General features: G+C 67.0%; 17 protein-coding genes. 2 read left to right on the plus strand and 15 right to left on the minus strand.

Features of this window, described 5'->3' with window-relative positions; all coding sequences use genetic code 11:
* Positions 1–54: 54 nt before the first annotated feature.
* On the plus strand, positions 55–522 hold the full coding sequence (locus P0086_RS22375; RefSeq protein WP_275790087.1) for a hypothetical protein: 468 nt from the start codon (positions 55–57) through the stop codon (positions 520–522).
* Between the two features lie 81 nt (positions 523–603).
* Here the strand turns inward: P0086_RS22375 and P0086_RS22380 are convergent, their stop codons facing one another.
* Positions 604–2856, minus strand: a complete 2253-nt coding sequence (locus tag P0086_RS22380) for a methyl-accepting chemotaxis protein (protein WP_275790089.1) — start codon at positions 2854–2856, stop codon at positions 604–606.
* A gap of 179 nt (positions 2857–3035) precedes the next feature.
* Positions 3036–4871, minus strand: coding sequence for a hypothetical protein (locus tag P0086_RS22385; RefSeq protein ID WP_275790092.1), 1836 nt, complete (start codon positions 4869–4871; stop codon positions 3036–3038).
* Positions 4872–5168: 297 nt separating this feature from the next.
* Here P0086_RS22385 and P0086_RS22390 point away from each other — a divergent pair, with 297 nt between their 5' ends.
* Positions 5169–5474, plus strand: coding sequence for a hypothetical protein (locus tag P0086_RS22390; protein WP_275790095.1), 306 nt, complete (start codon positions 5169–5171; stop codon positions 5472–5474).
* Positions 5475–5653: 179 nt separating this feature from the next.
* Here P0086_RS22390 and P0086_RS22395 read toward each other — a convergent pair whose 3' ends face one another.
* From P0086_RS22395 to P0086_RS22455, 13 genes are all read right to left on the minus strand, one after another.
* Positions 5654–6808, minus strand: a complete 1155-nt coding sequence (locus tag P0086_RS22395) for a fumarylacetoacetate hydrolase family protein (protein WP_275790097.1) — start codon at positions 6806–6808, stop codon at positions 5654–5656.
* A 3-nt stretch (positions 6809–6811) separates the two neighbouring features.
* Positions 6812–8347, minus strand: a complete 1536-nt coding sequence (locus tag P0086_RS22400; RefSeq protein WP_275790100.1) for a sugar ABC transporter ATP-binding protein — start codon at positions 8345–8347, stop codon at positions 6812–6814.
* A complete protein-coding gene (locus P0086_RS22405; protein WP_275790102.1) occupies positions 8334–9305 on the minus strand; it encodes a sugar ABC transporter substrate-binding protein in 972 nt (323 codons plus the stop codon). The genes P0086_RS22400 and P0086_RS22405 overlap by 14 nt, the downstream gene beginning before the upstream one ends.
* 25 nt (positions 9306–9330) lie before the next feature.
* Entirely contained in the window at positions 9331–10287 is a 957-nt protein-coding gene (locus P0086_RS22410) for an ABC transporter permease (RefSeq protein WP_275790104.1), read from the minus strand.
* Positions 10288–10291: 4 nt separating this feature from the next.
* Positions 10292–11062: an enoyl-CoA hydratase/isomerase family protein gene (locus P0086_RS22415; protein WP_148151012.1), complete on the minus strand. Its 771-nt coding sequence runs from the start codon at positions 11060–11062 to the stop codon at positions 10292–10294.
* A 5-nt stretch (positions 11063–11067) separates the two neighbouring features.
* Complete coding sequence (locus tag P0086_RS22420; protein ID WP_275790107.1) at positions 11068–12216, minus strand: carbohydrate ABC transporter substrate-binding protein; 1149 nt, start codon at positions 12214–12216, stop codon at positions 11068–11070.
* Positions 12217–12218: 2 nt separating this feature from the next.
* Complete coding sequence (locus P0086_RS22425) at positions 12219–13412, minus strand: CoA transferase (RefSeq protein WP_112598362.1); 1194 nt, start codon at positions 13410–13412, stop codon at positions 12219–12221.
* A 30-nt stretch (positions 13413–13442) separates the two neighbouring features.
* On the minus strand, positions 13443–14195 hold the full coding sequence (locus P0086_RS22430; protein ID WP_275790110.1) for an SDR family oxidoreductase: 753 nt from the start codon (positions 14193–14195) through the stop codon (positions 13443–13445).
* 41 nt (positions 14196–14236) lie between these two features.
* The gene (locus P0086_RS22435) at positions 14237–15415 is read right to left on the minus strand and encodes an aldose 1-epimerase family protein (protein WP_275790113.1); all 1179 of its coding nucleotides are present in this window, start codon (positions 15413–15415) and stop codon (positions 14237–14239) included.
* Between the two features lie 89 nt (positions 15416–15504).
* Positions 15505–16419, minus strand: coding sequence for a sugar phosphate isomerase/epimerase (locus P0086_RS22440; protein ID WP_275790116.1), 915 nt, complete (start codon positions 16417–16419; stop codon positions 15505–15507).
* A 22-nt stretch (positions 16420–16441) separates the two neighbouring features.
* Positions 16442–17533: a Gfo/Idh/MocA family oxidoreductase gene (locus P0086_RS22445; protein ID WP_275790118.1), complete on the minus strand. Its 1092-nt coding sequence runs from the start codon at positions 17531–17533 to the stop codon at positions 16442–16444.
* A gap of 26 nt (positions 17534–17559) precedes the next feature.
* A complete protein-coding gene (locus P0086_RS22450) occupies positions 17560–18618 on the minus strand; it encodes an ABC transporter ATP-binding protein (protein WP_275790120.1) in 1059 nt (352 codons plus the stop codon).
* 2 nt (positions 18619–18620) lie between these two features.
* Positions 18621–19715, minus strand: a complete 1095-nt coding sequence (locus P0086_RS22455; RefSeq protein ID WP_275790123.1) for an ABC transporter ATP-binding protein — start codon at positions 19713–19715, stop codon at positions 18621–18623.

Here is a 19715-nt window from a genome sequence, read left to right on the forward strand (position 1 = left end):
CCGCGCCTGCCCGGGCCTAGTCTCGACGGAACGCAACAATCCGGAGCCGCCGACATGTCGCAGACCCCTGTCGATCCCAATGCCGCCGTCGTCAGTGCCGAGGAGCTGCGCAAGCAGATGCTGGAAAAGCAGCTCGCCGAGATGGAGCGCGAAGACAAGCTCAGGGACCTCAAGCGCGAGGAGCTTTCGAAATTTGCCGACGACTTCTTCCACAAGCATGTCGGCGAACAGGAGCGTGCCATCATCCGCAACGTCGTGGCGCGGGCGGTGAAGGACGGCAAGATGGAAGCCCTCGTCTACAGCTTCCCCTCCGACTTCTGCACCGACAGCGGCCGGGCGATCAACAATGCCGACCCGGACTGGCCGAATACCCTGCAGGGCAAGGCGAAGGAACTCTACGACCGCTTCAAGGACGTGGCGCAGCCGCAGGGCTATCGCCTGAAGGCCATGGTCATCAGCTTTCCCGGCGGCGTGCCGGGCGATATCGGCTTCTATCTGAACTGGGAGCCGCCGGTCGCCTGAGGCAGCGGCGGCAGGCTCAAATTGAAAAGGCGGACGGGAGCCCTCCCGTCCGCCTTTGTCCGATCACTTGCGTCCAGGTGCTCAGAACTCTTCCCAGCTGTCGTTCTTGACTGCGACGGCCGCCGAGCCGTTCGAGGCGAACGCGCTGGCGAGGCGGTTCATCATGCCGCGGGCGGGCGAGCTCGAAGGAGCGCTCTGGGCGCTGGCCGCAGCAGGCACGGCCGGGCACGCCGGAGATGCCGAGGATGCCGCCGGCCTGTCGTAGCCCAGCTGGAACTGTCCGACCAGTTCGCGCAGCCGCGTGGCCTCCGTTGCCAGCGTCGCGCCTGCGGCATTGGCTTCCTCCACCATCGCTGCATTCTGCTGGGTCACCTGGTCCATCTGGTTGACGGCGGTGTTGACCTCGGCGAGCCCGATCGACTGTTCCCGCGACGAGGTCGCGATCGCATCCATGTGCTGGTTGATCGAGACGATATAGCTTTCGATCGCCCGCAACGCCTCGCCCGTCTGGCTCACCAGCTGCACGCCGTTTCCGACCTCGACCGAAGAGTTGCTGATCAGCCCCTTGATCTCCTTGGCGGCGGTGGCGGAACGCTGCGCAAGCTCGCGGACCTCCTGCGCGACGACGGCAAAGCCCTTGCCGGCCTCGCCTGCACGCGCGGCCTCGACGCCCGCGTTGAGCGCCAGAAGGTTCGTCTGGAACGCGATGTCGTCGATCACGCCGATGATGTTGGAGATCTGGTTGGAGGACTGCTCGATCTTGCCCATCGCGTCGACCGCGTTCGCGACCACCTCGCCCGACTGCCGGGCGCTCTTGTTGGCCTGGATGGCCACCGAGCGGGCTTCCTCCACGCGATTGGAGGAGTTGGCGACGTTCGTCGTGATCTGGTCGAGGGCTGCGGCGGTCTCCTCGAGCGAGGCGGCCTGCTGCTCGGTGCGCTTGGACAGGTCGTCGGCGCTCTGGCTGATCTCGCGCGAGCCGCTGTCGATGGAGCCGGTTGCCGCAGCAACGGCGGCCATCGTCTCGCGCAGCTGCGCGACCGCGCGGTTGAAGTCGCTGCGCAGGCTCTCGAACTCCTCGGAGAACGGCTGGGTCAGCTGGACGCCGAGATCGCCGGAGGCAAGCTGCTGCAGCCCCGAAGCCAGGCCGTTGGTCGCCTGCGCCATCGCTTCCGCGCGGGCCCGGTCCTGTTCGGCGGCAAGACGGCGCTGCTCCTCGGAACTGGTCCTTTGGGCTTCCGTCTCGCGCTCCAGTTCGCGTGTCTTCAACGCATTGTCCTTGAAGACCTTCACCGCACGCGCCATCGCGCCGACCTCGTCGGGACGGTTGTCGCCTTCGATCACGGCCGCAAGGTCGCCACCCGCCACGCTCGTCATCGTGCCCGTCAGCCGGGCGATCGTGCCGCCCAGCGAGCGGGCGAAGAAGAAGAAGCCCAGGAGCGACAGGATCGCCACCACCACGGTGCCGATGATCGTCATCCAAAGCGCCGTCCTGCCGTCGTTCACGACCGAGCTGACGTCGGAGGCGATCTCCAGGATGCCGATCTTGGTGCCGGAGTAGTTGTTGAAGGGAACGGCCTTGACGACGAAGGTCGTGTCGTCGAGCGTGACCTGCTTCTGAATGTCGGCGCCGTCGAAGGCGGCCTTCAGGTCATCGGCCGACAGAAGCGGCGTCTCCAGGGTCGAGGCCTGCTTCTCCAGCTTGCCGTCGACGAGGATGTGGACCGCCACGTCGCCGCCGATGCGCTGCGCCAGCGGCTCGAAATAGGCATTCGTCAGGCTCGTGCCGACGTCGACGACGCCGACCGTCTGGCCGTTGTCGATGACCGGGGCGGAGGCGAACATGCTGACGGCCGTGCGCCCGGGCTCGATGCCGGCCACCAGCTTGCCGCTGGAGAGGGCCTCGACAACGGTCTTGCGGCGGCCGGTGATGTCGTCGCCGAACTTGTCCGGCGTGTGGATGCGGGCGACGGCTTCACCCTTCGCGCTGATGAACGTCATCAGCTGCAGGCCGCCGTCACGCACGACCCCCGGCAATGCGGACGCATGCCGGGCGATGATCTCCTCGCGGGCATTGTTCTTGATCAGCGCGGCCACCTCGGGCTCCGCGGCCAGCGTCAGCGCAAGCGCGGAGGCGGCCTTCCGCTGCGCCGCCATGTCGGTCTCGATCAGGGCGAGGTCGCTGGAGACCTCCCGCTGCAAGGCATCGCGGGTCGCGATCGACTGCCGGTACCACGCCGTGCCCCCGATCGCGATGCTGGAAAAGAGAACGGCCGCAAAGCCGCAGGCCGTTATCGTCATCCACAACGGACGTTTGATTGCAATTTCAGACATTGATCCCCACCCTGACAGAACTTCAAGCTGTCTCACAGATGAGGAGAAACCTTCAATTTTAAGTAAATCCGAATAGGGCGCCTCATCCCTAATTCTGCTAGTTGCGCGCCTTGCGATCGCGCCCCCATCGCCCTCAGGATCGAGCTTGTCCCCTACGTCACGGGTCGCACGTCGCGCCCCTAGCCCGGCGAAACCGGCGGTGCCGCGGCAGGCGCTTCGGACTTGAGCGCCGGCGGCAAGGCGGTGCCGGCAGGGGCGACGTTGAGGCCTGCCTTGCGCAGTCCCTCGATGAAGTGGTTCTGGTCCTCGGCCCGCAGGATCCGCGTCGCCACTTCCTTCCGCGGATCGACTAGATACGCGGGCGCATGGCGCTCCAGCCACTCCTTTTCAAGGCGGGCCTCGGCCATCTTGCCCCTCTGGCCATAGATCGCCGCCAGGATCATGTGGAAGATCGGATTGTCCTTCAGGTTGGAGGCCCGCGCCCACCGCTCGGCCTCCTGATAGTCTCCGCTCATGTAGGAGCAGACGGAAAGCGCGGATTGGAAATAGTCCATCGGCCCCGGATTGCGCGCGACGCTGCTGGCGACCATGCGGCAGCCGCGGTCCCATTGCCCGGCAAGCGCCAGGCGGAAGCCGAACTCGCCCGCGAATTCGCTGTCGTTGGGGTTGATCGCAAAGGCCCGCTCGCCGACGGCCAGCGCATTGCGTACGTCGCCGTTGAAATAGTAGGCGAGCATTTCCGCCTGCAGCGCCCGCACGTTGCCGGGGTCGAGCCCGACCGCCCGCTCGGCGGCCTCGATCGCGAGTTCCAGGGGAGGCAGGTCTTCCGGACGATCCGGCCCCTCGAGGCGATAGCGAAACCGCAGTTCGTCGAGATAGGTCAGCGACAGGAGCGCCCAGGCCGTGGCATAGCTCGGGAACGCGACGACGACGTCCTTCAGGCAGTCCTGCACCGCGGCATGGGTCTGCCGCTTCAGGTCGGCCCGGTATCCGTAGTACGACAGCGCGCAGGCATAGGCCTTCGCATCCTTCGTCGGGGCATCGGCGAGTGCGGAGGCATCCGCCTGAAAGATGACGCCGTAGGGCTGGGCGAGCGACACGGCGATGTCGCTCGCGATGTCGGTTTCGATGTCGAGAAGCTCGCGCGCGCCGATCTGCGCATCATAGGTCCTTGTCCAGATGACCGCGCCGTCGCGCTGGTTGACGAGACGCGCGGACAGGCGGAACCGGTCCTGGTCGAGCCGGACCCGGCCCTCCAGCCCGTAGCGCGGCAGGGCGGAAACCGCAGCCGGCTCGTCGAGCCGGGCCGGCGACGTTCCGGCCACCACCTTGATTTCCTTGAACCGCGCCATCCGGCCGATCACCTCGTCGGTGAGACCGCGGGCGAGAAGCGATGACCCGGGCAGCCCGGAGATGTCCTCGAACGGTGCCACGACGACGTTCGGCATCTCGGGCACCGTGTTCCCGCCCGCGCCGCCCCCGGCGGCCACGAGGCGCTCGAGTGTCGGGCCGTTGAGAGCAGCCCAGCCGGCCACGCCGAGAAGAAGGATGGCGGCAGCGAACAGCCCCAGCTTCCGGACACTGGCTTTCGGCCGGGGCCCCTGCCCGGGCAGGTCCCGCGTCACTCTCGGCAGTTCTGCATTGAGCTGGGTGAAGGTCGGGACATATCCCCCCTTCGGGATGGTGATCAGGATCGGGTCGTCCTGCCCGGCGATGAGATAGTAGTGCTCGAGCGCGCGCCGCACCCGCCCGGCCTCGATGCGGACGACCGGATCGTTCTGGGCATCGAACGACGCATCCCGGCCGAACACCTCGAGCGCCACCGAATAGGCCTTGATGCGGTCGGACCGGCCCTGCAGGGCCTCCTCGACCACGTAGGACAGGAATTTCTGCGCACGATCCGGCGCGTCGAATGCCGGGCTGGACCGGATCCTCGCCAGTTGGTCTCTGATGTCCTGATCCATGGGCGGCGCCAGAGCATCCGCCGGAACAACTCCCGGGCGTGCAAAGCTCATTTTCTCCCCCACCGAGGCGATTTCAGGGGCTGCGGCCCCGCACATCCTGGTACGCACGAGCATCCTACGCGCAAATACGTGTCACGCAACGACAATCTGTCGCAGGCGCCGGATCGCTCCCCTCGCCGCCGGCGACGATCGGGCGGTTACCGGAGCGAACGCGACCGCCCGGGGGGATGGGCATGGCGGCCGCCGAAAATGCCCGTATCCTCAAGTATGTTACGTCAAGGCGCGCCAAAGACCGTCTAGTCTGACAGCTCGCAGCACCGGATGAGGTTGTATCTGCGGAGGTGGGCCATGACGGAAGGGACCGGCTTCGAGACGGGCGATGGAGGACTGGCCTCGGTCCTCAGGCGGTTCCCGACGCACGCAGCCCAGATCCACGCGCTGATGGAGCGAAGCGAGAACTTCCGGACGATGTGCGAAGACCTCGCCCTGGTCGAGCAGGCCCTGCTCACGGTCGATCAGATGCCGCCGGACATCCGCGACGACCGCCGCCGCGAATTCGCCGAACTCGTCGACGGCCTCACCGCCGAGATCGCCCGCGCCCTGAGCGACGCCAAGGTCGTTTCGATAACCGGCAAGAACACGCCGCCGCGGTGACGGGCGTTCCTTGACCATCAGCGGTCGCGCCAGGGAACCGGAGACGACTTGTGGCCCGTTCCCATCGCGAGCCGCCGACGACGGCGTGGTGGCGTGGATAGCCTCACGCCGTCGCTGAAATCAGTCCAGGGCGCCACGAAAGAGTCATCCTCCTGGCAACGCCGCCGCCCGCGCCATTGTCAGAGAAGCTGCCGCTGCGACAGGTTGCGCATCAGGTGGGAGATGCCGAAATCCCAGGGCGGGCACTCGGTCGAAAGCCGCACGCGGTTCGTCAGCGCCCCGAGCCGGTCGTTGGCGATCGTGACGATGTCGCCGATCTTGTGGGTGAACCCCTGCCCGGGTGAATCGCGGTCCTCGGTCGGCGCAAACAGCGTGCCCATGAACAGCATGAAGCCGTCCGGATACTGGTGATGGCGGCCCAGCGTCTGGGCGACCAGCTCGAGCGGGTCGCGGCTGATCTCCTTCATCGAGCTGCTGCCGTTCAGCACGAAGCCATCCTCGCCTTCGACCCTGAGCGACAGCTCGGCATTGCGCACGTCGTCGATTGCATAGGTGGGATCGAAGAGGCGGATGAACGGGCCGATCGCGCAGGACGCATTGTTGTCCTTCGCCTTCCCGAGAAGCAGGGCCGAGCGCCCCTCGACGTCGCGCAGGTTGACGTCGTTGCCGAGCGTGGCCCCCTGCACGACGCCGCGCGAATTGACGGCAAGCACGATTTCCGGTTCCGGATTGTTCCACCGCGAGATCGGGTGCAGGCCGACATCGGCGGCATGGCCGACGGATGAAAGCACCTGCCCCTTGGTGAAGACCTCCGCGTCCGGGCCGATGCCGACCTCGAGATACTGCGACCAGACGCCCTCCTCGATCAGCGCCTGCTTGACCCTGGCGGCCGCCGGCGATCCGGCCTTCAGGTTGCGCAGGCTGTCGCCGATGAGCGCGGTCACCTTCTCGCGCATCTTCTGGGCCAGGTCCGGGTTCCCGGCGGCCCGCTCCTCGATCACCCGCTCGATCATCGAGCGCGCGAAGGTGACCCCGCAAGCCTTGACCGCCTGCAGGTCGCACGGCGCCAGGAGATGGAGGGTCCGGCTGCTCCCGCTCCCGACGGAAAGGCTCAGCAGTTCATCCAGCCCTGCGACCACCGTGCCTTCGGCGCGCGCCGCGTAGGCGGCGGCGTCGTCGCGTTCCAGCAGGTCGCGAATCGTGGGCACCGCCTTCGAGGTGATGTCGACGACGGCGCCGCCCCTGACCACGACGAGGCTCGGCCCCTGCACCCGCGGATCCCAGATGCGGCCCACGAAGGTGCCGGTCGCGAAGATATCCTTGCTGCTGTCCACGTTTCAGTGCTCCTTGAATGCCATGGTCAAAATGCGGTCCTCGGTCATGTCGGCCCGTTCGAGAATACCGGCCAGCCGCCCCTTCGACAGGACCGCGACGCGGTCGCAGACGGCCAGGATCTCCGGGACCTCCGAAGAGGCGATGACGACCGTCAGCCCCTTGTCCGCCTCCCGCGTCACGATGGCGTAGAGATCCGCCTTGGCCCCGACATCGACCCCATGCGTCGGCTCGTCGAGAAGCAGGATGCGGGGCTCGGCCATCAGGGCGCGGGCAAAGATGACCTTCTGCTGGTTGCCGCCCGACAGCGTGGAGATCGCCTGCCGGTCGCTCGCCATGCGGATGCCGAGGCTCTGGCGATAGGCTTCCGTGCGTCCGTGATCGCCGCCGCGGTCCGAGAACGGTCCCCTGGCAAAGCGCCGGAGGCTGCTGATCGCGGCGTTATCGCGAACCGCGTGCTGCGGCAGGATGCCGGCCGTCTTGCGCCCTTCCGGCACCAGCGCGATCCCGGCGCGGACGGCCTCGCTCGGATCGCGAAGCGCCACCGGCTCTCCGAACAGCGCGATCGTTCCCGCGGTCGCAGGATGGACGCCGTGGATCACGTCGAGCAGTTCGGTCCGCCCGGCGCCGACCAGACCGAACAGGCCGAAGACCTCGCCCTTCCGGACGTCGAGGTCGATGCCCTGCAGCAGGCGGCCGTCGCAGACGCCGCGCAGCGACAGGGCGATCGCACCCTCGTCGACGGCGCGCGGCCGGTATGCGTAGATCGACGGCTTGCCGGTCATGTCGGCGATGAGCTGCCCGCGGGTGGTTTCTGCGGGGCGTCGCTCGCTGACGACGGCGCCGTTCCGCAGGACGACGACGCGGTCGCAAAGCGCCATCGCCTCCTCCAGCCGGTGGGTGATGAAGATGATGGCCGCACCCGCCGCCCGCGCCTCGCGGACATAGGAGAAGAAGCCGCCGACCTCGTGCGGGGTGAGCGACGACGTCGGCTCGTCGAGGATCAGGAGGCGCGGCTTTCGCCCGGCTGCCTTGGCGATCTCGACCAGCTGCTGCTCGCCCGCGCGCAGGCTGCCCGCCTCGCGGCGCGGGTCGATATGGCCTGCGCCGACGCGCGCCAGGAGGGCGCGGGAAGCATGCCGCATCAGCCCGAAATCGACCAGGCCGGCCCTTGTCTTCGCCATCCGCCCGAGATGAAGGTTCTCGGCGACGGAAAGCGCGCCGACCACCGACAGTTCCTGATGGACGAAGCTGACGCCGGCATCGATGCCCTCGCCGACCGAGGCGAAGCGGACCGGCGCCCCGTCCATCTCGATCGTGCCGTCGTCCGCCCGCAGGCCGCCCGACAGGATATGCATCAGGGTCGACTTGCCCGCCCCGTTCTCGCCCAGCAGTCCGACGACTTCGCCGGCATGCAGGTCGAGATCGACGGAACGGAGCACGGCATTAGCGGAGAAGCTCTTGGCGATGCCCCGGGCGCGGACGAGAGGCGGGGCCGCGGCAGGCGCGGCGGCCCCTGTTTCGACGTTACTCTGCATCATCGGGGGTGAGGAGCTTTCCGGTCACGGGAATGACCTTGGCCGGAGGTTCCTGGCCGGCGACGAGGTAGTTGTAGAGCATCACGCTGGAATCGAGCGCCTGCTGGTAGGGCGCCTGGTCGAGCAGGCCGACCATCTCGCCGCTCTTCAGGTACTGCATGTTGTCCGGCGTGTGGTCGAAGCCGACGACACCCACCTTGCCGGTCAGCTTGAGGTCCTTGACCGCCTTCGCCGCGCCGAAGGGGCCGCCGGCGGTGACGTAGACCATCGACAGGTCCGGATTGGCGGTGACCATGTCCTGCACCAGCGAATAGGCCGTCTCCGCCTTGTCCTTGTTCTCGAACAGGCCGATGATCTGGATGTCCGGGAAATTGGCCTTGATGTAGTCGAGCGCGCCGTTCATCCGCTGGGTGTGCTGGGTGGCGCCGAAGTAGCCGGTGATGACGCCGAGCTTGCCCTTGCCGTCCATCTTGCCGGCGATGTACTCGCCGATCTGCTTGCCGGCGGACGTCGCGTCCTGACCGATGAAGGCGAGGCGCTTCGATTCCGTCGCCCCTTCGGCGATGATGTTGAAGACCGGCACGCCTTCGTCGGTCGCCTCGTTGATGATGCGGGCCGTGCCGTCGAAGATCGGAACCACGACGATGCCGTCGTACTTCTTGGCCAGCGCGCCCTCGATGCCGGCCACGACCGCTTCTGCGGAGAGTTCGTCGCCGAGATCGACGAAGTCGACCGTGGCGTCGAATTTCGACAGATAGTCGTTGGCCGCCTTGGCGCCTTCCGTCACCGGCGTCCAGAAGGGATTGTTCTGGAACGAAAGGAAGGCGATCCGCACCGGGCCCTTGGTGTTTTCGACGGCGGCGACGCTGCCGCCCTCCGGCGGCTCGGCCGCAAGGGCGGGAAGGGCGATTGCGGCGGCAGCCACTGCCGCCAGTGCCATGGTCCTGATTGTCTTGAGCATGTGTCTATCTCCTCCAGAAACAAGATCAGTCGTCGTCGCCGCCGCGCTGGAGCCCGTCCAGGCCGACGGCGAAGATGATTACGAGGCCCTTCGTCACCACCTGCCAGTAGGCGGAGATGCCGAGCAGGACGAAGGCGTTGTTGAGAAGCGCCATGAGCAGCGCGCCGATGACCACCCCGAGGATGGAGCCGCGACCGCCGCTCAGCGCCGTGCCGCCGAGGATCACCGCGGCGATGACATCGAGCTCGTAGCCCATGCCGAGGTTCGGGTCGGCGCTTGCGAGGTTGCCGGCCAGAATCAGGCCGCCCAGCCCGGCCAGAAGGCCGCAGAGGGCAAAGACGAACACGCGGATCGCGCGCAGGTTGACGCCGGCCAGGCGCGAGGCCTTCGGATTGTCGCCGATCGCATAGATCTCCCGGCCGACGACGGTGCGGCTTGCGAAGACGTGGACGACGACGGCGAGCGCGATCATCAAGAGGAAGGACACGGGGATGTCGAAGATGCGCCCGGCGCCGACGAACTCGGCGAAGCCTCCGAACGGCACGGGAATGCCGCCGGTCATCAGCAGCGCGATGCCGCGCGCGATCGAGAGCGTGCCGAGCGTGGCGATGAACGGATTGATGCGGAACCGGGTGTAGAGCACCCCGTTGACGAGGCCGCAGGCAAGGCCGGTCAGAAGCCCCGCGACAAGCCCGATCGTCTCGCTGCCCGTATCGCGCATCAGGACGGCGGCGACGACCGCGGACAGTCCGATGACCGAGCCCACCGACAGATCGATGCCGCGCGCGATGATCACGAGCGCCTGGCCGAGCGCGACGATGGCGACGACGGAGGCCTGCCGGCCGACGTTCAGCAGGTTGCGCGGCTCGAGGAAGTAGTCGCTGGCGAGTGACAGGTAGATCGCGACGATCGCCAGCATGGCAAGGACCGAGGCCTCGCGGTGCCGGCCGAGGCCGCGCACGAATGTCAGGGTCTGCTGCATGCCATCACCTCCGACGGAACACCGGTGGACGCTTCTCCTTGAAGGCGGCACGTCCCTCGGCCGCGTCCGCGGTGGCGAAGCAGATCGTCTGCAGGTCGCGCTCGTATTCGATCGCCTTGTCGATCGGCATCGAGACCGCCGCCTTGAGATTGGCCTTGGCGGTCTCGGCCGCAATCGGCGCGCGCGAGGCGATCGTCTCGGCAATGGCGCGCGCGCGGGACAAAAGTTCCGCCTGCGGCACGACCTCGCTGACCAGCCCCCAGGCAAGCGCCTTGTCCGCGGGGATCGCGTCACCCGTCATCAGCATCAGCGCCGCGTTGGAGGCACCGATCGAGTGCATCAGATGCGCCGCCATGCCGCCGCCGCCGATCCAGCCGAGCTTGATCTCGGGCGCGGCGAACTGGGCGTTTTCGGAAGCGATGCGGATATCGCACGACATCGCCGTCTCCAGCCCGCCGCCGAGCGCATAGCCGTTGACCGCGCAGATCGTCGGCTTCAGCAGGGCCCGGAAGGCATCGCAGTAGTCGGGGCGGTTGCGGAACTGCCAGGGCGTTTCGTAGGTGTCGAGCTCGCGGATGTCGGAGCCGGCGCAGAAGGCCCGCTCCCCTGCCCCCGTCAGGATGACGCAACGGATCGTGTCGCTGTCGTTGCACGCTTCGACGGCGGCGACGATCGCGTCCGCCATTTCCGGCGTCACGGCGTTGAGCTTCTGGGGGCGGTTGAGGGTGATCGTGGCGATCGCGCCGTCCACGGCAAAGAGAATGTCTTCCGTCATTTTTCCTACCTTTCGCCACCGGCCACGCGGTGGCTTGCATAGAGAGCCTGCAGGGCGTCGAGCACACTGCCGGCGGGTGAGCGCGCCTCCAGCGCCTCGCGCAAGAGCGCCGAGGCCTTGCCCTGGAAGGCGATGTAGCCATCGTGGCGCGGGCGCACGTAGGCCTGCTCCAGCGTCTCGGCCGTGTTCTTGTAGAAGTTGCCCCAGCGGGCGTTCACCCCGGCATCATGCCAGGCTTCGCGGCGTGACGGCTGGCCGTCGTGGCCGGGGATGAAGCCGACCTGCGCCTCCCGCCCCATCAGCCAGAGCAGATGCTGCTTCAGTGCCGGCGTGACCGCGCACCGCCGTGAGATGCCGATGCCCGTGCCGCCGAGCGTCGAGCCCGGCCGGCCGCCGGCGATGCGCCGTGGCGCGTCGTGGAAGGCGATCGGGCGCCCGCCTGCAGGGGCGGCATAGTTCACATAGCCGTAGATCAGCGGGCAGAGGACGACGTCGTCGTTCGCGGCCATGTGGCCGAGGATGCCGATCGGGTTCTTGTCCCTGACCGATGGCGGGCTGCGCGAAAAAAGGTCGGACATCAGGTCGTAGACGCGCTTTCCGGTCTCGGCCGAGACCAGCACGTCGGGATCTCTTTCCGCCGGCGGTTCACCGTATGCGGCGGCGATCGACAGGAAGGAGAGCGCTGCGTGCGGGCCTGCGAGCGAGAGCGCCACCTTCCCGGTCTGCCGCGACAGGGACACGACGTCCTCCCACAGGACCGGCACCGGCCCGGGCAGCAGCTCCTGCCGTGCGGCAAGCACCTGCGTCGCCGCATCGAGCGGCAGCGCCCTGTGCGACCCGGCGAAGCGATAGCTTCTGAGCGACGGCCCGATGCTGTCGGCCTCGAGCGCTGCGACGGTCGCGGCGTCGAACACCGCCTCCAGGGGCTGCAGGCAATCCCCGGCCACGGCCTCGCCCACATGCGGATGGTCGAGCACGACGAGGTCGTAGCGGGCGCAGAGATCGGCGATCGGATGGGATTCGAAGCCTTCGAGCGGCTGTTTTTCCCACGCGATGGAAAGGCCGCTTTCGGCAAGCTCGGCGCGCCGCGCCGCAGCGGCGAGCGCATTGTAGCCGCGCGGATGATCCCAGGTCAGCCCTTTCAGGCGTTGCATGCTCACGCCTCCCCCACGGCGATGGCGCCGGCCCGCGCGAGGCTTTCGATCCGGGCGTCGTCATATCCCGCGTCCTTCAGGATCTCGCGGGTGTGCTGGCCGACGGTCGGCGCGCCCCGATCGATCGTCGACGGAGTCTTGGAGAACTTGATCGGGAAGCCGGGCGTCTTGACCCGCCCCTCGGTCGGATGGTCGTACTCGACGAAGGTTCCGTTGTGCTTGATCTGCTCGTCCTCGACGAGCTCGGCATAGCCGTAGACGGGACCGCACCAGATGTCGGCGGCGCGCATGCGCTCCAGCCATTCGGCGGAAGTCCGCGTCTTGAGCCGCTCGCGCGTCTTGGCGAAGATCTCGTCGCGCCTCGCCCAGCTGTCGACCTCGTCCTCCATCGTCAGGAAACTCTCCTCGCCGATCACCTCGCCCAGCGTCTTCAGCTTCGGGAAGGCGACGATGATGAAGCCGTCACGGGTGGCAAAGGCGCCGTAGGGCGCCCGGATGTAGACATGCGCATGCGGCTCGGCCGAACGCGCCTGCGGCTTGTTGCCGATCGTGAAGACCGACAGCTCCTGCATCTGGATCGTGGTGATCGCGTCGAGCATGTTGACCTGGACGAGCTGGCCCTCGCCCGTCCGCTCCCGGTGGAACAGCGCGGCCAAGGCGCCCTCGAAGGCGTTGTAGGCGGTGATCGCATCGACGAGATACTGGCCCGCGGCGGTCGGCGCCTCGTCGGCCCGGCCGGCCGAGAGCATCGCGCCCGACATGCCCTGGAGCACCAGGTCCTGGCCGGGGCGGTTGATGTAGGGGCCGTCCTCGCCGTAGCCCGACATCGACACGTAGACGAGGCGCGGATTGATCTTCGACAGGGTCTCGTAGTCGACGCCGAGGCGCTTTGCGACGCCCGGCCGGTAGTTCTGCAGGAACACGTCCGCCGTCTTCACCATGTCGAGCAGCACCTGCTTGCCCTCGGGCGACTTCAGGTCGACGGCGAGCGAGCGCTTGTTGCGGTTGAGCGACAGGAAGGAGACGTTGATCTTGTTGCCCCCCGCCCCGCCGGCCGAGACGTGCCGCTGCCATTCGCCGGTCACCGGCTCGACCTTGATGACGTCGGCCCCGAGATCGCCGAGCCTTTGCGCGGCGAAGGGCCCGGCCATGGCGATCGAGCAGTCGAGGACGCGAAACCCGCTAAGAATTCCCATTTCTTTCAAATCCTTGTGTGTAGACAAAACTCAGTGCATCACCCAGCCGCCGTCGACGTTCAGCGTCTGGCCGGTGATGAAGCCTGCGGCATCGGAGATCAGGAAGGTCAGGGCGGCGGCGATGTCGGCCGGGCTGCCGCGCCGCTTGACGGCCTGGTGTTCCAGCACGAAGCGCGTGTAGCCGTCCGGATCCGGATGGATCTTCTCGGCATCCGTCGGGAAGGCGCCGGGCGCCACCGCATTGACGGTGATGCCGTAGGCGCCGAATTCGCGCGCCCAGGCCCGCGTCAGCCCGACGAGCGCCCCCTTCGACTGGACGTAGGGCGAAAGGTTCGCCCAGCCGCCGTAGACGGTGACGCTGGCGATGTTGACGATCCGCCCCCAGCCCTGTTTGCGCATGTGCGCCAGGGCCGCCTGGACGCAGACGATGCCGGCATCGACATTTACCCGCTGCACCGCCTGGAAGTCCTCGATGCTGTAGTCTTCGAAGGGCTTCGACGGGTAGATGGCGGCGTTGTTGATGACCACGTCGAAGCCGCCGACCTCACCGGAAATGCTGTCGAGTTCGGCCCGCAGACCGGCAAGGTCGGAAAGGTCGATTGCCCGGACCGTCAGGCCCTTCAGGCCCTCCTTCGCCACCGCATCGACCAGCGCGGCGGTCTTGCGCGGGTCGTTGTCGATCGCGACCACCCTTGCGCCGGCGCGCAGGAAGCTCAGCGTGGTCTCGGCGCCGAGGCCGCCGGCCGCCCCCGTGTAGAGAATGACCTTGCCCGAAATCGACATGGCGGCGTTCGTCTCCTTGGCTGGGGAAAACGGGGCGTTCATCACCGGCCCTCGATCGCCGCGTGATGGCCGCTCGGCGCCGGGAAATCCTCGGCCGGCTGCCCGGAAAGGCTGCGGATCCTGCGTTCGCTGGCCGCGATGGCATCGGCATCGGGCAGGATGCGGAAGATCGTGTCGTAGCGGCGCTCCTCGGCGTGCTCGAGCCAGATCAGCTCGCCACGCTCGCGCGCGGCGGTATGGCCGAGCACGTGATTGGTCGAGGGCTCGATCCCGAGCGCGTACTGACCCGCCTGCAGGTTCTGCCACTCGTACATGCAGGGAAACTGGTCCTTGCGGGTGACGACCTCGAAGCCGATGCCGAGCGCGTCGTTGACGAGGGCGACCGGCACCTCGCCGTTGCCGTCGGCGACCATCTCGTGCTGCCAGACCTGTTCGTGGAAATTCAGCTGCGGCGCCGGCATGGTGCGGTAGCCGACGTCCTGCCTGCGGTAGTCGGCACCCGCATGGGCGGCCCACACGACGTCCCTGATCGGCGCGAGATAGCGAGACTTCTCGGCCAGCACCGGATGGCCGACATTGATGTGGTAGCAGTACATGTGCGGCGTGCGGTAGAAGCCGCGGTTGACGACCCGGTCGGTCAGCCGGATGTCGTTCGTGCCCGCCTTGATCTCGATGCGGCGGACGAGTTCCAGGTGCTCTCCGAACACCGTTCCCTGCGTCACCACGCCCTCGCACCAGAGCACGCAGTCGTCGCCCTGCCAGTCTTCGCCATATCCGGTGAGTTTGCCGGGGATGGTGCCGATGCGCCCGTGCAGCGAATGGCTGATCGTCTTGCGCGGGCCGTAGACGTAGCTGTCCCCGGGCTCGTCGTTCATGAACAGGATGTGGTCGAGCCCGCAGGTCACCATCAGCCCCGAGAAGGAGCGCAGCCACGCCAGCCCGCCCTCGCCCTCATATTCGGCAAGGCCCGGATGCTTGAAACCGGCCGGCGAGTTCCAGCCGATCGCCATGCCGCGATAATCGCAGTCGGCGATGTCGAAGGCGCGATCGATCAGCACCGTGAAGCGCAGGCCCGTGCCGCTGCGGAACTCCAGCATGCGGATGCCGCGCTCGACGCCGTCTCCGAGCGTCATCAGGCGCACCCCGGCAAATTGCGAAAACGATCCGGCGTTGGCGGCGATGTCGCGTCGCGACATCGCCCTCCCATAGAGTTCGACCATGTGAGTATTCCTGTTGTGAGCCCGGGTTGTGCGGACTTTCCTGTCTGGAGTTGGGGTGGCCGGACAGGAGCCCGGCCGCCGGGTTGGCGTTAGAGCCCGTTCGCGCGAAGCTTCCCGTCGAGGAACTTCTTGGCGCGCGGAACGTCGCTCTCGTCGAGGTGTTCGATGATGATCGGAATGTTCGGATGCTTCTTCGAAAGCCGCTGCAGGTAGAGATCGTAGTTCAGCGACCCGAGCCCCGGCGCCGGCAGCTCGATCTCGCCGACGCCGCGGAAGGTGTGGCTTTCCAGCGCATCCGCGTCGCCGATGTCGGCATGCTTTTCCGTCTTGTCGTCGCCCGACCGCTTCACGTCCTTGGCATGGGCGATCTTGATCTTGTCGGAGAGCGTGTCGAACACCTGGTTGAGGATCGCGTCCATGCGGTCGATGTTGTGGGATTCGAAATAGTTCGTCGGATCCATCAGGAGCCCCAGCCCGGGATGATCGACCTGGGCGAACATCTTCACCGTCTCCTCCACCGAGCCGACCACGTTGTTGACGTAGGTCTCGAGCAGGAACACCGCGCCGTGGTCGTAGGCATGCTGCGACAGGTCGGCGATGACCCTGCGGCACTCCTCGAAGCCCTCCTCGGTCTTGTTCTTCGGATGGTGCACCCAGTCGGATTCGGTGTTGAACGTGCCGGTCTCGGAAATGACGTAGGGTGTGCCGAGATGCTGGGCGTAGCGGATGATTTCCTTCAGGTAGCCGACCCGGCGCTCGCGCTCGGCCTTGTCGGGATGGATGATGTTCGTGTAGCCCGAGATGCAGCAGATCGGCAGGTTGTGGTCACGGAAGGTCTCGCGGATGCGGACGCATTTGTCCTTGGTGATCTGGCCCGCGGACAGGTCCATGTCCTTGAAGTGCATGTCGAGCTGGACGGTGTTGAAGCCGAGCCCCCTGATCTTCTGCGCCGTCTCCTCGAGGCCGTAGGGGAAATAGCCGGAGAAAATGCCGGTTTGCATCATGGTGAAAATCCTCCCTTGGAATTCAGTTGATTGCGATTTCTGAAAGCCTGACCGTCCGCCCCTCCTCGATGGAGCGGTAGCCCGCCTCGACGAGCGCGACGGTCTTGACGTTGTCGGCGACGGAGAGCGCCGGCGGCTCGCCGGACTTCACCGCGTATTGCAGCTGCTCCATCACGCCGATGAAGGCGTGCGGGAACCACATCGTCTCCCATTTCGGCGAGACCCATTTGCCGCCGGTGGTCCTCTTCGAGGCGTAGGAAAGGGTGGACGGCGACCCGTCCGGCCAGCCGATCGTGCCCTGGGCGACGCCGTCGGTGCCCTCGACCCGCCACTTGATGTAGATGTCGCTGTCGAACCCCTCCTCGCGCGGCCCCGACCAGACGTCCTCCATGGAGACGGCGAGCACGCCGCCCGGGAACGTCAGCGTCGACACGGTGATGCCGTCCTTGTGGGCAAACTGCGTGCGCGGATCCGTGCGCGTCACCGTGGTGATCGCCTCGGGATCGCCGAACAGGAAGCGCAGCACGTCGAGGTGGTGCACGCTCATGTTCGACAGGGTCAGCCGGTCATAGTCCTCGAGGAACGTCTGCCAGTGCGGAATGGCGCGCATCTCGATCGTCGCCATGACGGCGGTGCCGAGTTCGCCCCTGTCGAGGATCTGCTTCAGCACGCGCATCGACTGGTCGTAGCGCATGTTCTGGTTGACCGAGAGGATCTTGCCGGCCTTCGCCGCCTCGTCGCGCAGCGCCCTGGCGTCCTCGAGCGTCAGCGCCAGCGGCTTCTGCGCCAGGATCGCCTTGATGTGCGGCTGCTTCAGCGCCTGCAGGATCAGGTCCGGCTGCTGGTCCGGCGGATAGGCGATGTCGAGGATCTCGATGCTCGGATCGGCAATCAGCGCCGGGGGCGTGTCGTGCACGGTCGGAATGCCCCAGCGCTCGGCGACGGCCTTCACCTTGGCCGTCGTGCGCGAAGCGATGGCTGCGACCGGAAAGCCCGCTTGTCTGTAGGCGGCCAGATGGCACTCGGCCATGATCATGCCGGCGCCGATGCAGCCGATCCGGTAGTCCTTCACCCGCACCGGCGGATCCGGCACGAAGCCATGTGTGTCGCTCATTCGCTCCTCCCATTTCATCGCATTGTTCATGGACGCAGCGCCTCTCCCGCCGCGCCGAAGAAGTGCACCCGCTCGGGGTTGCAGCTCAGCGCCACCCTGCTGTCGATGCGGATATCCGGCTGGCCGCGCAGGAGTGCCCTGAGCTTCTGGCTGCCGGTATCGAGCGTGACGACGGTGTAGCCGCCGAGCGGCTCGACCTCGTAGACCGTGGCCGGCCGGCCCGCGTGACTTGCGGCCCAGGGCTCCACCTTGAGGTCTTCCGGCCGGATGCCGACCCCGGCGACGTTGCCCGGCATCCGCTCCGCCGGCAGCAGGATCGTCCCCTCCCCCGTCTCCGGCCGCCCGGATGGGCCGGCCGCCAGAATGTTCATCATCGGCGCGCCGAGAAGCTGGGCGACGTAGCGGCTGGCGGGCCGGTCGTAGATGTCGACCGGCGCACCGATCTGCCGGATCTCGCCGTGCTCCAGGATCGCCATGCGATCCGCCACCGACATCGCCTCTTCCTGGTCGTGGGTCACGTAGATCAGGGTCTGGCCGAGCTCGCGCTGGATGCGCTTGAGCTCGACGCGCGTCTCCTCGCGCAGCCGTGCGTCGAGCGCCGAGATGGGGTCGTCCATCAGGTAGGCGACCGGGTCCCGCACCAGCGCCCGGGCGATCGCCACGCGCTGGCGCTCGCCGCCCGACAGGTGCGCCGGCAGCTTGTGCAGGAGATGCGCGATATGCAGCTTCGCGGCGACCGCATCGACGCGGGCCCTGATCGTCGCCTCCGGCACCTTCCTTTCGACGAGAGGAAAGCGAACGTTCTCCGCCGCCGTCATGTGCGGAAAAAGCGCGAGATTCTGGAACACCATCGCAACGTTGCGGTGTCCCGGCGAGATGTGGTTCACCGGCCGGCCGTCGATCAGGACCTCGCCCTCGTCCGGCGTCTCGAGCCCGAGCATCAGCTTCAGGATCGTCGACTTGCCGGAAAGCGGCGGGCCGAAGAAGCAGAAGAACTCGCCCGGCTGGATATCGAAGCTTGCGTTCTGCACCGCAACGGTCTTGCCATAGCGCTTGCTGACATTGCGGAAGGAAATCCCGGCCATCCTCACGCCCCCCTGATGGCGATGCCCGTTCCGGCATCGAAAAGCCGCACCGACGCGGGCTCGATTGCGATGGAGACGGCAGCGCCGCTCGCAACGGCCACGTCGTTGTCGAACACGGCCTTCACCCGCTGCTCGCCGGCGCCGAGATGGACGACGGTGCGCGCGCCGATGCGTTCGACGAAGGTCACCGGCAGCGGCATGCCCTCGGCGGTCCCGGACAGCGACACGCGCTCCGGGCGGAACCCATAGACGACCTCCCGGCTGCCGCGCTGCCGCACGGCGCTCGCCAGTTCCGGGTCGAGCGGCTGGCTTCGCCCCAGTTCGCCGAGATCGACGACGAGCCCGCGGTCGCTGTCGGCGAGACTGCCCTTCAGAAGGTTCATGCCCGGCGAACCGATGAAGCCGGCGACGAACAGGTTGGCGGGATTGTTGTAGACCTCCAGCGGCGTGCCGACCTGCTGCAGCACGCCGTGATCCATCACCGCGATCCGGTCGGCCATGGTCATCGCCTCGAGCTGGTCGTGGGTGACGTAGACCATCGTCTGGCGGAACTGGCGCTGCAGGTGCTTCAGCTCCGTGCGCATCACCGCACGGAAGGCGGCATCGACGTTCGACAGCGGCTCGTCGAGCAGGAAGATCGCCGGCTCGACGATGGCGGAGCGGCCGATCGCCAGCCGCTGCAGGATATTGACCGACAGCTTGGCGGACGGCTGCTTCAGAAGGGGCGTCAGCTGCAGGAATTCGGCGATCGCCTTGACCCGGCTGTCGACCTCGCGTTCCGGCAACTTCCGGACCCGCAGGCCGTAGGCGAGGTTGTCGTAGACGTTCATGTGGGTGAAGATCGCATAGTTCTGGAAGACGAAGCCGACGCCGCGCCGTCCCATCGCCACGCCGTTCATGTCCTTGTCGTCGAACAGGATCCGGCCTTCGGACGGGGTCTCCATGCCGGCGATCATGTTCATCGTCGTCGACTTGCCGCAGCCGGACGGCCCGAGCAGCGCCATGAACTCGCCGTTGCGGATCTCGAGATCCATCGTCTTCAGCGCCGTGAAGGCTCCGAAGCGCTTGACCAGGTTTTCAAGACGAATGGCCGTCAT

This window comes from Mycoplana sp. MJR14 (assembly GCF_029210525.1).
Lineage (GTDB): Bacteria > Pseudomonadota > Alphaproteobacteria > Rhizobiales > Rhizobiaceae > Mycoplana.